Genomic DNA, 12,856 nt, shown 5'->3' with positions numbered 1-12,856 from the left:
CAACATTATGGGGCCAGTGCAAAAGCCCGAGGAGGCTCAACTCACGCCCCGCGGAAAGCGAGCACCTGGAGCGGAAATCAACCACTACACGCCTATCGAGGAAGTTTAATCAACTAGACTTTACTAAATGATGTTCTATTAAATTAAACCCCATGCGTAAAAACTCTTTGTATGGAAACCCTATAAATGTTAAAATATTAATAGACAGATAATAAAAACAATTTTTATTATTTAAAATTGTAATCGTTTACATACGCGGAGGTGCTTCTTATGTTATTAGGGAAAAAGAGAAAACTGGGAAGAAAAATCGAGGAAATGACGATTGGTGAAAAGCTGACCCTTACAGAAAAAATAGAAGATAACGCACTGCTTCTATATCTTGGGCTCACAAATGATGCCAATCCATTATACATCCAGCATGATTATGCTTCTCAAACGCCATTCAAAAAGCCGATTGTTCCTTCAATCATGTTAACAGGCATCATCACATCTGCCGTTTCCAAATACCTACCGGGCCCGGGCTCTCATATAGTAGAGCAAAACATTGAATTCCCTAAACCGGTCTATCATTACGCAACAGTAAAATTCCTGTTTGAAGTGAAGGAAGTCGATCCCAACACTCATTTGGTAACCATTGATGTAACAGCTACCAATGAAGAAGATGAAAAGGTCATCAATGGTACCATCAAAGTCTGCCCGCCTCACCGACTAGAGAAAATGAATAGCCATGCATTAGAAAACTTCTAAACAACTTAAGGAGGCTGAGACAAAAGTGTTTTAGCCTAAGTAAAACCCGAACCAATCTGCTTCCTAGTAGGCAGATTGGTTCGGGTTTATTATTATTTTTCTTGTTTTTAGTTTTACCCTAGCCTCTTTTTATTATGGAAAATTATGATAAAGAAAGCGTGAGAAGTGCATCATATAAAAGAAGATAACAAGTTTTGGGGCGGTTAAGTAACGAACGGCAAGAAAACTAAAAAGTATTAAATCTCTCTAAATGATGGTAACCCTCGAGATTTATATTATAATGAAAGTACAATTACATAAAGACGTTGGATGTTGGGGTTAATTTTCTTTTGTATGGAGGCACAACAAATGAGCAAAAAAATCTTGGTAGTCGATGATGAACAGTCTATTGCAACACTCTTAAAGTACAATCTTGAGCAATCCGGTTATTCCGTTACAACAGCACATGATGGTGAAGAAGGAAGGGATAAAGCGATTGAGCAATCCCCTGACCTGATTATTCTTGACCTGATGCTTCCTTCCATGGATGGAATCGAAGTGTGTAAAGAACTGCGACAGAGGAAGATTAATATCCCCATTCTTATGTTAACGGCGAAGGATGACGAATTTGATAAAGTTCTGGGACTGGAGCTTGGGGCAGACGACTATATGACAAAGCCGTTCAGTCCACGTGAAGTGGTTGCGAGGGTCAAGGCTATTCTAAGACGCAGTCAAGCCATACAGGAAGCGGTGGAATCCTCTTCCATTGAACCGACAGATTACAAGGAAGTGGGAGAATTAAAGGTTTATCCGGAACAGTATGAAGCTTATTTCCAAGGTGAACTTATGGAATTAACACCTAAGGAATTCGAACTTCTTTTATATCTAACTGACAATAAGGGCAGAGTCTTAACGAGAGACCAGCTATTAAGTGCGGTATGGAATTATGATTTTGCCGGGGACACCAGAATAGTGGATGTTCATATCAGTCATTTACGGGAAAAAATAGAATCCAACACGAAAAAACCAACTTATATAAAAACCATCCGTGGGCTTGGGTATAAATTGGAGGAGCCTAAAAATCGATGACCAAGTTTAGAACAAAGCTTCTTTTTGCTCTAATTACCCTGATCATCGCTGTATTGATAGGACTTGGTTTGCTTCTGGGACAGATTTTCAAGAATTTCTACCTGGATACATTTAATTCCCGGATTCAAAAAGAGGCAAGGTTACTGGCTAATTCCATTGAAGAAAACGGGACACCGAAAGAAATCGATCCCGAGATGATCAAAGAATTAAGTGACATATTGGATGTCAGGATTACGATTCTTGATAACTCAGGAAGTGTAGTCCATGATACGGAAACCTCGGAATCACTGGTTGGCCCTCAGCAAAAGAGGATCATAAATGAAATCCAGGAGAATTGGGATGTAAAGCAAAAGCATAGAAAACTGGTGACTTCAGGGGTGGAGTACAGGTATTATTGGTACCCGCTTAAGGGAGAGAAAAACCAGTTTAATGGACTGCTTATCATGAGTACCGAGGTAGAAGCCTTTGAGAAAGGCATACAGCAAATTTGGTTTGTGCTGTCCATTTCCTTGGGTCTTGCGTTAATTCTCATTATCATTTTGGGATCGAGAATTACGGTGAGGTATACAAAGCCCATTGAATCGGCAACGAATGTGGCAATGGAGCTCGCCAAGGGGAATTATCGGGCGAGGACATACGAAGACCGCCTGGATGAAACGACTATGTTAAGTACCTCCATTAACATTCTCGCCCGTAATCTGCAGGAAATGGTGAATTCCCAGGAAATGCAGCAGGATCGTTTAACGACGCTGATTGAAAACATGGGGAGTGCCCTTCTCTTAATTGATCACCGAGGATTTGTTGTATTAACGAACCGGACGTTCAGGGATTTCTTTAATCTGAAAGAAAGCCAGCTGAAAAAAGTAAGATACCATGAGGTCATTCACTATCAGGAAGTGAATAAGCTTGTGGAAGAAATCTTCATGACAGAAGAACGGTTAAGAAAGCAAATCCTTCTTCCTCACAAAATAGAAAGAAAGCATTATGAAGTATATGGGGCTCCTATTATCGGTCATAACGATGAGTGGAAAGGGATTGTCGTGGTATTCCATGACATCACGGAGCTCAAAAAGCTTGAGCAAATGAGAAAAGACTTCGTAGCGAATGTTTCTCACGAATTGAAAACACCGATCACATCCATTAAAGGTTTCTCTGAGACACTATTGGATGGGGCGATGAATGATCCGGATACGTTAAAGTCTTTCCTGGATATCATTCTGATGGAAAGCGACCGCCTGCAATCCCTTATCCAGGATTTATTGGAACTGTCCAAGATTGAAAAACAGGGGTTCGAGCTTTCCCTGCAGGAAGTAGAGATTGCCGGTTTAATTGAAGACGTGATTCCGATACTGAAAGAAAAAGCGAAATCAAAAGACATTTCCCTTCAAACGTCCTTTGAGTCAAGGGGCCATGCGGAAGTAGACTCCTACCGACTAAAACAGGTCTTCATTAATCTGGTCAGTAATGCGATCGTGTACACTCCAAAGGGCGGGGATGTCCTGATTTCAGTGAAGGAAGATAAGGAAATGGTTCATGTGAGCGTCAAGGATAACGGGATGGGAATCAGTAAAGAAGAGCTTCCCCGCATTTTTGAACGATTTTATCGCGTGGACAAAGCAAGAAGCCGTAATTCTGGCGGAACGGGCTTAGGTTTAGCCATTGTGAAGCATATCATCGAAGCTCATGAAGGAAAGATCGAAGTGGACAGTGAAGTGAATGAAGGTACGACGTTCACAGTCTCCTTATACAAACAGTCTTCAAGCTATTCTTTAGGTGAAGGGATAAGAAAATCTTAGTTAGTTTACAATTATTTTACATTGTATTTACAATAGGTTTAAATCCAGTTAATAAAAGGGTGTTACGATACTAAGTGAAACCCCTTCATCCAAGGTGTTAAGAAAAGGCGAGAACTAACCCCGTTCTCGTCTTTTCGCTTTTTTATTTTGAAAGCGCTATCTCCATAATGAATGCAAAGCTTACTTGCCAGCTGACGGATGCATCCAGTTAGGAATCCACACACCGCGATCCTACTACATTAACTCCCTCTTTTGTCATCTTCTCTTAATATTAATGAAACCTTTTTGTAGTAAGTCCGTATATCTTAGTAGGCGATTAATAAGATATAGAGATAGAAAAGGGAGGGCGCATATGAGTTTAAAACGAATTTACATGGTGACAGGGATGGTTGTAGCGGCCATTATTTTAATTGTTGTGTTATTGACTTCCTGGTATACCGTTGATGAATCAGAACAAGCTCTTGTATTGACATTTGGAGAAGCGGGAGAGCCAGTCGTTGAGCCTGGGCTGCACTTCAAGATGCCATGGCCGATGCAATCAGTGGAAGTCCTGTCTAAAGAAACCTTCAGTCTGCAATTTGGATATGAAGAAAAAGACGGGAAGATCAAGGACTTTCCGAAAGAAACGAAAATGATCACGGGAGATGAGTACATCGTTCTCGCTGATCTAGTGGTTCAATGGAAAATCACAGATCCTGAAACGTACTTATTTAACTCAGACAACCCGAAGGAAATTCTTTACGATGCTACTTCATCTTCTTTAAGAAGCATTATAGGAAGCTCTTTGATAGATGATGCGTTAACATCTGGAAAAGCGGAAATCGAGGCGGAAGTAAGAGATTTACTAACCACCCTGATTGATGATTACGATATTGGTATTTCCATTCTTGCAGTAAAATTGCAGGATGTCGAGCTGCCGAATGCAGAGGTTCGATCAGCCTTTACAGCCGTGACGGACGCAAGGGAAACGATGAACACGAAAATAAATGAAGCAAAGAAATATCGTAACCAGCGATCAAATGAAGCAAAAGGTGAAAAAGATGCGATCATGTCCAGGGCAAAAGGGGATAAAATTGCGCGTGTGGAGCAGGCCCGTGGAGATGTAGCCGTATTTGATAAGCTGTATAACGAATACAAATCGAATCCTGAGATTACGAGAAAACGACTTGTATTAGAGACCCTGGAGAATGTTCTTCCGAATGCAGAAATCTACATTATGAAGGATAGTGGAGAAACGTTGAAATACTTCCCGATTCGACAGCTTGAAAATCAAAACGGCCAGGTGAAGCAGGAAGGGAGTGAAGAGAATGAGTGATCAAAACGTCTTTGACATCAATCAAAAGAAGAAAGAACCTATTGAGTGGAAGCGTTATACAAAGTTAGGGATCTTCCTAGTCATTCTCGCTGCCATCATTCTTCTGCTGTTTACCAGTCTCTTCATTGTCAAAGAAGGAGAGTATAAAGTCGTCCGTCAATTCGGGGAAGTCGTAAGAATAGACAAAGAACCCGGTTTGAAATATAAGATACCGTTCATTCAGTCTGTTACTACCCTGCCTAAGCATCAAATGACGTATGATGTAACGGAAGCTGAGATCAATACAAAAGATAAAAAGCGGATGCTCATCGACAACTATGCCGTATGGCGTATCGAAGATCCTCTTAAAATGATCAAGAATGCAAGAACGGTCATCAACGCAGAGACGAAAATGGAAGAGTTCATCTACTCTGTCGTCAGGTCCGAGCTCGGGCAATTAGAATATGATGAAATCATCAATGATGAAAAGTCTTCCCGGGGAAGTTTGAACGATCGGGTGACTGACAAAGTGAACGAGCTTCTTGAACGGGATGGATACGGAATTGTCGTTCAGGATGTCCGTATGAAGCGTACGGATTTACCGGAAGCAAATGAAAACTCTGTCTATACGCGTATGATTTCAGAACGTGAATCAAAGGCCCAGGAATACCTCTCAATGGGGGATGCCGAGAAACAGCGGATCACGGCTGAAACAGATCGTGAAGTGAAGGAGCTGCTGGCAAAAGCAGGGGCTGACGCCAATGTCATCAGGGCAGAAGGGGAATCGGAAGCGGCACAAATATACAACAAATCGTTCTCCAAGGATCCCGATTTCTATGACCTCTACAAAACGCTGGAAACTTATAAGAAAACAGTGGATGATAAAACGGTTATCATCTTACCATCTGACTCCCCATATGCAAGACTGTTGATGGGGTATACAGAATAAAAGAAGAAACTGTTGAAGATTGAGTGATCTCATTCTTCAACAGTTTTTTTCAATTTTATGTTCCTTTTATCGAAAACCCACCCATAAATGACTCTGATTCAAAATCTAATCAAAGTCATCTATGGGGACTTAATAAGGCCCCCATTTTTCCTTTCATTCCCCAACATGATAGAATAAACATATAGAATCAGAAGCCTTTACAGGAGGTACTTACATGTCAAAAAAATTAGTATTGATCGACGGCAATAGTATTGCTTACCGTGCATTCTTCGCACTGCCTTTATTAAATAACGACAAAGGTGTACATACAAACGCAGTATACGGTTTTACCACCATGCTGCAAAAAATACTCGAAGACGAAAAACCATCTCATATTTTAGTCGCTTTTGATGCAGGGAAAACGACTTTCAGACATAAGACATTCAAGGAATACAAAGGCGGCAGACAAAAGACTCCACCGGAATTGTCCGAGCAATTTCCGTATATCCGCGAGCTTTTGGATGCATACGGAATTAAGCGCTATGAAAAAGAAAACTATGAAGCGGATGATATTATCGGAACGCTCTCCCTGCAAGCGGAATCTGACGGGTACGAGGTAAAGGTGTATTCCGGGGATAAGGATTTAACCCAGTTAAGCTCGAAGACTACGACGGTTTGTATTACGAGAAAAGGTATAACGGATATCGAAGTGTATACTCCCGAGCATATAAAAGAAAAATGGGAAATCACACCTGATCGCATCATCGATATGAAAGGTCTGATGGGGGATAGCTCTGATAATATTCCAGGCGTGCCGGGTGTAGGGGAGAAAACGGCGATCAAGCTGCTAAAAGAATTTGATTCCCTTGAAAAGCTGCTAGACTCCATTGACAAGGTCAGCGGGAAGAAATTAAAAGAAAAGCTCGAAGAAAATAAAGAACAAGCGATCATGAGTAAGGAACTCGCGACCATCCTAAGGGAAGCTCCAATCGAGATTGGAGTGGAAGAGCTGAATTATGATGGAATGGATGAAGGGAAACTAAAGGGAGTTTACCGGGATCTCGGATTCAACTCACTACTGGAGAAAATGGGCGAAACCACTCAAGAAGAGCCTCAGGAACTGGATGATATCTCCTTTGAGATAGTTGAAACCATCAAAGAAGAACACCTTGCGAACGAAAGCTCATTATACATTGAAATGCTGGAGGAGAATTATCACCTCGGCGAAGTAATCGGGATGAGTCTGCACAATGAGAAAGGTACGATTTTCTTTACGCTTGAGACGGCATTGAATTCAGAAGCATTTAAGGAATGGGCTGAAAACGAAAGCGCAACGAAATACGTGTACAACTCGAAGGAAACCGTCGTCGCGCTAAAGAGACAGGGAGTTGACATAAAAGGGATAAAGTTTGATCTGCTGTTAGCATCTTACATTATCAATCCTTCTGAATCGAGTGAAGACTTCGCTACGATATCAAAAGGACACGGTCAACCTTCTATCGAATCCGATGAAGCGGTGTATGGAAAAGGTGCCAAGCAGAAGGTTCCTTCCACTGACATTCTATCAGAGCATCTTGCACGAAAAGCATTCATTCTTCATGAATTGAAGAACACATGTATGGAAGAATTAAAAGAAAACAATCTCTATGAATTATTTGCAGAGTTAGAATTACCCCTTGCCCTTATTTTAGCCGAAATGGAATTCACCGGCGTGAAAGTGGATCAAGAGCGTTTGCTCACTATGAAAGAAGAGCTTTCACATCGCCTGGAAGAATTAGAAAAGAACATACATGGACAAGCCGGAGAGAGCTTTAATATTAATTCTCCGAAGCAGCTCGGCGTGATTCTTTTTGAAAAGCTGGGTTTACCGGTCGTGAAGAAAACCAAAACCGGTTATTCCACTTCTGCTGACGTACTGGAAAAACTTCAGTCCAAGCATGAAATCATTGAACATATCCTGCATTACCGTCAGCTAGGGAAGCTGCAATCCACGTATTTAGAGGGGTTATTGAAGGTCGTCCATCAAGATTCGAGTAAGATTCATACACGATTCAACCAGGCCCTGACTCAAACGGGACGATTAAGCTCGACGGACCCTAACCTGCAAAATATTCCGATCCGGCTTGAAGAAGGAAGGAAGATCCGTCAGGCGTTCATTCCATCTGAAAAAGGCTGGGTCATGTTCGCTGCAGACTACTCTCAAATTGAGCTGCGTGTACTTGCCCATATTGCCAAAGATGAGAAATTGGTGGAAGCTTTCAGAAATGATATGGACATTCATACGAAAACAGCGATGGACGTCTTTGGGGTGGCAAAGGAAGAGGTCACGTCTAATATGAGAAGGCATGCGAAAGCCGTTAACTTCGGAATCGTATACGGAATCAGTGACTACGGTCTTTCTCAAAGCCTTGATATTACCCGAAAAGAAGCAGGGGAATTCATTAAGAAGTATCTGGAAAGCTTCCCTGGTGTTAAAGAATATATGGATGATATCGTACAGGATGCAAAGCAGAAGGGCTATGTGACCACTCTGCTTAATCGCCGACGTTACCTGCCTGAGATCACCAGCCGTAATTTCAACTTAAGAAGTTTCGCTGAACGTACAGCAATGAACACTCCGATTCAAGGAAGTGCAGCCGACATCATCAAGAAGGCGATGATTGATATGGCTGCAAGGTTAAAAGAAGAAAATCTTCAATCACGATTATTGCTGCAGGTGCATGATGAATTGATCTTTGAAGCGCCTGAAGAAGAAATCGAAGTGTTAAAGAAGATTGTTCCTGAAGTAATGGAGAATGCGATGGAGTTGGAAGTTCCATTAAAGGTCGATTACTCATACGGTCAAACATGGTACGACGCGAAGTAGAGTTTGATAAGGAGGTGGCAGAGTGCCGGAGCTGCCTGAAGTAGAAACGGTCAGAAGGACGCTTGAGCTTCTTGTGATTGGAAAGAAAATCAAAGACGTCTCGGTTTTTTGGCCTAAGATGATTAAAAGCCCCGTCGAGCCCGATGAATTTGTTCATAGCTTGAAGGGGCAGGAAATACTTGAAATGAGAAGAAGAGGGAAATTCCTGATCTTTTATTTAAACGACGTGGCCCTTGTTTCTCACTTGAGAATGGAAGGAAAGTACAACTTGTCTGAAAGCCGGGACCCCATTGAAAAGCACACTCACGTCATATTTCACTTTACGGATAACACAGAACTCAGATACCGTGATGTCCGGAAGTTTGGGACGATGCACCTATTCAGGAAAGGGGAGGAACTGCTTCATCTTCCCCTCCTGCAGTTGGGGCCGGAGCCATTCCAATCCGAATTTACTCCTGGCTACTTAGCTGAAAAGCTGAGCAGGACAGAAAGAATCGTGAAAGCCACATTATTAGATCAAACGGTCCTCGTGGGACTGGGGAATATCTATGTGGATGAAGCGTTGTTTCGTGCAGGTATACATCCTGACCGGAAATCGAAATCTCTTTCACCTGAAGAAATTGAACGTTTGTACAAAGAAATCATTCATACGCTAACCGAAGCCGTGGAAATGGGAGGGAGTACGATTCGCTCCTATGTGAATTCGCAGGGACAAATGGGTATGTTCCAACAGAACCTCTTCGTGTATAGCCGGAAGGAAGAACCTTGTCGAAAGTGTGGCACTCCCATCGAGAAGAAGGTCTCAGCAGGGAGAGGGACGCACTATTGTCCCGACTGCCAACGTTAGAAAGAACAATTAACATCTGATAAGCCCTTACCATATATTATTGTAATGATTTTTGGGAGGGCTATTAGATGAGTGAAACAATCTCCTTATTACTGCTGGCGTTTGCTGTAAGTCTTGATAGTTTTAGCACAGGTTTAACTTACGGATTACGAAAAGTGAAAATCCCTACAAAATCAATCAGCATCATATCCATTTGTTCGGCGAGCTCCTTACTGTTGGCCATGTTGCTTGGTCAGACCATCGGATCCATTATCTCTCCGCTTTGGGCTGGAAGGATCGGCGGGCTGATTCTGGTTGTGATCGGGGCGGCGGTACTGTACCAGTTCTTTAGACCGGAAAAAGAAACGGTATTATCCCAAGAAAAAACGTTAATTAACTTTGAGATTAAATCTATAGGATTAGTGGTTCAAATTTTAAGAAGGCCGTTAACGGCAGACTTTGATAGATCGGGTACGATTACTGGTATTGAAGCATTTATGCTTGGAATTGCACTATCATTGGATGCATTCGGTGCCGGAATTGGCGCAGCGTTATTAAATTTCTCGCCATTCATACTTACTTTAGCCATCCTGGTGATGAGCTTTACGTTCTTATTCTCAGGATTAAAAATGGGGGAATTCTTCTCTCATTTGCGCTGGATCCACCGAGTGTCATTTCTCCCGGGAGTTCTGTTGATCCTTATAGGGATCCTGAGGTTTTAATGGCTGAGCTAGAAAGGAATAGGATAATGGTTAGCATTATAGGATTAACAGGTGGCATTGCAAGTGGTAAAAGTACAGTGTCGAAAATGTTAAATGAAAAAGGCTATACGATCATTGATGCTGATCTTGCTGCCCGTATGGTGGTGGAGGTTGATCAGCCGGCTTACCTTGCGATTGTGGAAGAATTCGGTGAACACATACTGCACGATCACGATTCAACCATTAATCGGGAAAGACTCGGCCAGATCATCTTTAACTCTGAAGAAAAACGAAAAAAGCTGAATGGAATCGTTCATCCTGCCGTCAGAAGCATGATGCTCGCCCACAAGGAAGAAGCCATTGCAGCTGGTAAAAATACGATTTTCATGGATATTCCCCTTCTATTCGAAAGCAACTTGACGTGGATGGTCGATCGCACAGTCGTAGTATACGTGAACGAAGAAACCCAACTATCCCGTCTAATGGAGCGGAACAACTTTAACCATGAAGACGCATCATCCCGCATCGCTTCCCAATTCCCCTTAAAGGACAAAGCAAGCCTTGCCGACGCAATCATCGACAACAACGGATCTTTACATGAAACTAAAGAACAACTTGATGCGCTACTAGTGGATTGGGATCTAAAACCATAGAATGACATATGAGCCGACAAGGAAACCTCTTGTCGGCTTTTTATTTGGTCCACTAGATAATTAGTAGTTATGACGATAAATATTGATTTTTTGGTTTGCGTATGTATATAGGACAAACTCTAAACGTATCTATAGAGGCTTTGTGGTGTATGTCTGTCAACGTGTATAGTCACTAAATATGTATCAGCACAGAGTGGATTGTAGCGGAAGGCACTTGACTCCTGCGGGAATAGCGGGACAGGTGAGACCCCGCAGGCGCAGCCGAGGAGGCTCACCGCCCGCCCCGCGGAAAGCAAGTGCCTGAAGCGGAAAGGAACGGTCAATGTTTAAATCAATATCATTGAAAAAATGTATGAATCCAAACCATGGTAATATACATTCAATAAGCCTATTTGTCAGAATAATAAAACATTAAAAATCCTCAAAATACTTATTAACATATTCTCTAAATATGTTATACTATTTTTAGCAAATAAACATATAAGTATAACATTAATATAGAGGGGAGCCGGATTTATGAAGGCGAAAATTGCAATCAATGGTTTTGGACGTATTGGGAGAATGGTTTTCAGGAAAGCAATATTAGAGGAAAACTTAGAGGTTGTAGCCATTAACGCAAGCTACCCGGCTGAAACATTAGCACATTTAATAAAGTATGACACAAATCATGGAACATTTCAGGCAGATGTGGTGACGGAAGATGATGCACTCATCGTCAATGGGAAACGTGTCCTACTATTAAGCAATCGTGATCCTAAAGCTTTGCCTTGGGGCGAATTAAATATCGATATTGTGATTGAAGCTACTGGAAAATTCAATTCGAAAGATCAAGCGAGCCTTCATTTAGAAGCGGGAGCGAAAAAGGTCATCCTGACAGCCCCGGGTAAAAATGAAGACATTACAATTGTGATGGGTGTAAATGAAAGCGCATTAAATATTGAAGAACACAGCATCATTTCAAATGCATCTTGTACGACGAACTGCTTAGCGCCGGTTGCGAAGGTATTAGATGAGCAATTTGGTATTGAAAATGGACTTATGACGACTGTCCATGCTTATACAAATGACCAAAAGAATATTGATAATCCACATAAAGATTTGAGAAGAGCGAGAGCGTGCGGTCAATCGATCATCCCGACCACGACAGGTGCAGCCAAAGCATTATCATTGGTTCTGCCTCAATTAAACGGCAAGCTTCACGGAATGGCATTACGTGTGCCTACACCAAATGTTTCCCTAGTGGACCTGGTTGTGGATGTGAAAAGAGACGTAACAGTAGAAGAAATCAATGAAGCTTTCGTTACGGCATCTGTTGGTTCCTTACACGGAGTACTGCAATACACAACGGAACCATTAGTTTCAATCGACTTTAATACAAATCCTCATTCAGCGATCATCGACGGATTATCCACGATGGTAATGGGAGATCGAAAAGTCAAGGTACTGGCCTGGTACGATAACGAGTGGGGCTATTCATGCCGCGTCGTTGACCTGGCTAAATTCGTTGCATCAAAAATGAACGCAAAACAAAAAGTCAACGTTTGAAAGAACCCAAATAAACAATAAGCTTCATCCTTAGAACGTACCTTTCCCGGTGCGTTCTTTTCTTTTATTTCGCTTTTTAAGAAAGATGGTATAGAACACTCTATTTAATGAAGGATGTATTAAGTTACTTTAGGAACAAATTTTGAAAAAGATCTTTTTTATGTTTATCTATCAAAAAGTATAATTAGTAAAAGTGTAGTATCACAGAGTGGATTGCAGCGGAAGGCACTTGACTCCTGCGGGAATAGCGGGACAGGTGAGACCCCGCAGGCGAAGCCGAGGAGGCTCACCGCACGCCCCGCGGAAAGCAAGTGCCTGTAGCGGAAAGGAACGGTCAACGATTAGAACATCACTAAAACAAACTTTAATGTTTGGGTGAATACCCGCATTCACTCACGGAAGTCAACCGATCGTCCACCCATATAAAAAGTT

The 12,856-nt window shown here is 41.9% G+C and carries 10 protein-coding genes; all 10 read left to right on the top strand.

Translation table 11 applies throughout. The features are described from left to right. Positions 1-270 precede the first annotated feature (270 nt). The 10 genes from ACIFOD_RS19650 to ACIFOD_RS19605 all read left to right on the top strand — a co-directional run bounded on the left by ACIFOD_RS19650 (position 271) and on the right by ACIFOD_RS19605 (position 12,424). Positions 271-747 (top strand): MaoC family dehydratase, encoded by a 477-nt coding sequence (locus ACIFOD_RS19650; RefSeq protein WP_430315969.1) that lies wholly within the window; start codon positions 271-273, stop codon positions 745-747. 348 nt (positions 748-1,095) lie between these two features. After that, positions 1,096-1,815 (top strand): response regulator transcription factor, encoded by a 720-nt coding sequence (locus ACIFOD_RS19645; RefSeq protein WP_430315968.1) that lies wholly within the window; start codon positions 1,096-1,098, stop codon positions 1,813-1,815. Further along, positions 1,812-3,611 carry a two-component system histidine kinase PnpS gene (gene pnpS / locus ACIFOD_RS19640; RefSeq protein ID WP_430315967.1) on the top strand — a complete coding sequence of 600 codons (1,800 nt, stop codon included), beginning with the start codon at positions 1,812-1,814 and terminating at the stop codon, positions 3,609-3,611. Before ACIFOD_RS19645 ends, pnpS begins: the two co-directional genes overlap by 4 nt. Before the next feature lie 352 nt (positions 3,612-3,963). Continuing rightward, on the top strand, positions 3,964-4,926 hold the full coding sequence (gene hflK / locus ACIFOD_RS19635) for an FtsH protease activity modulator HflK (protein WP_430315966.1): 963 nt from the start codon (positions 3,964-3,966) through the stop codon (positions 4,924-4,926). Continuing rightward, positions 4,919-5,854, top strand: a complete 936-nt coding sequence (gene hflC, locus ACIFOD_RS19630; RefSeq protein WP_430315965.1) for a protease modulator HflC — start codon at positions 4,919-4,921, stop codon at positions 5,852-5,854. The genes hflK and hflC overlap by 8 nt, the downstream gene beginning before the upstream one ends. Positions 5,855-6,068: 214 nt before the next feature. Beyond that, positions 6,069-8,699, top strand: coding sequence for a DNA polymerase I (polA, locus tag ACIFOD_RS19625; protein WP_430315964.1), 2,631 nt, complete (start codon positions 6,069-6,071; stop codon positions 8,697-8,699). A 22-nt stretch (positions 8,700-8,721) separates the two neighbouring features. Further along, a complete protein-coding gene (gene mutM, locus ACIFOD_RS19620; RefSeq protein ID WP_430315963.1) occupies positions 8,722-9,546 on the top strand; it encodes a DNA-formamidopyrimidine glycosylase in 825 nt (274 codons plus the stop codon). 68 nt (positions 9,547-9,614) lie between these two features. Next, complete coding sequence (gene ytaF / locus ACIFOD_RS19615) at positions 9,615-10,247, top strand: sporulation membrane protein YtaF (RefSeq protein ID WP_148969893.1); 633 nt, start codon at positions 9,615-9,617, stop codon at positions 10,245-10,247. A 26-nt stretch (positions 10,248-10,273) separates the two neighbouring features. After that, positions 10,274-10,879 carry a dephospho-CoA kinase gene (gene coaE, locus ACIFOD_RS19610; protein ID WP_430315962.1) on the top strand — a complete coding sequence of 202 codons (606 nt, stop codon included), beginning with the start codon at positions 10,274-10,276 and terminating at the stop codon, positions 10,877-10,879. Positions 10,880-11,395: 516 nt separating this feature from the next. Then, entirely contained in the window at positions 11,396-12,424 is a 1,029-nt protein-coding gene (locus ACIFOD_RS19605; protein ID WP_430315961.1) for a glyceraldehyde-3-phosphate dehydrogenase, read from the top strand. Positions 12,425-12,856 lie beyond the last annotated feature (432 nt).

The sequence above is a fragment of the Rossellomorea sp. NRS-1567 genome, assembly GCF_050467885.1.
GTDB classification, from domain to species: domain Bacteria; phylum Bacillota; class Bacilli; order Bacillales; family Bacillaceae_B; genus Rossellomorea; species Rossellomorea aquimaris_C.
This window is presented reverse-complemented; position numbering and strand designations above follow the sequence as displayed.

Coding starts and splice junctions, on each gene's coding strand:
- ACIFOD_RS19645 (WP_430315968.1), top strand. CDS start 1,096: ATGAGCAAAAAAATCTTGGTAGTCGATGATGAACAGTCTATTGCAACA.
- hflC (WP_430315965.1), top strand. CDS start 4,919: ATGAGTGATCAAAACGTCTTTGACATCAATCAAAAGAAGAAAGAACCT.
- ACIFOD_RS19605 (WP_430315961.1), top strand. CDS start 11,396: ATGAAGGCGAAAATTGCAATCAATGGTTTTGGACGTATTGGGAGAATG.
- coaE (WP_430315962.1), top strand. CDS start 10,274: ATGGTTAGCATTATAGGATTAACAGGTGGCATTGCAAGTGGTAAAAGT.
- ACIFOD_RS19650 (WP_430315969.1), top strand. CDS start 271: ATGTTATTAGGGAAAAAGAGAAAACTGGGAAGAAAAATCGAGGAAATG.
- ytaF (WP_148969893.1), top strand. CDS start 9,615: ATGAGTGAAACAATCTCCTTATTACTGCTGGCGTTTGCTGTAAGTCTT.
- hflK (WP_430315966.1), top strand. CDS start 3,964: ATGAGTTTAAAACGAATTTACATGGTGACAGGGATGGTTGTAGCGGCC.
- pnpS (WP_430315967.1), top strand. CDS start 1,812: ATGACCAAGTTTAGAACAAAGCTTCTTTTTGCTCTAATTACCCTGATC.
- polA (WP_430315964.1), top strand. CDS start 6,069: ATGTCAAAAAAATTAGTATTGATCGACGGCAATAGTATTGCTTACCGT.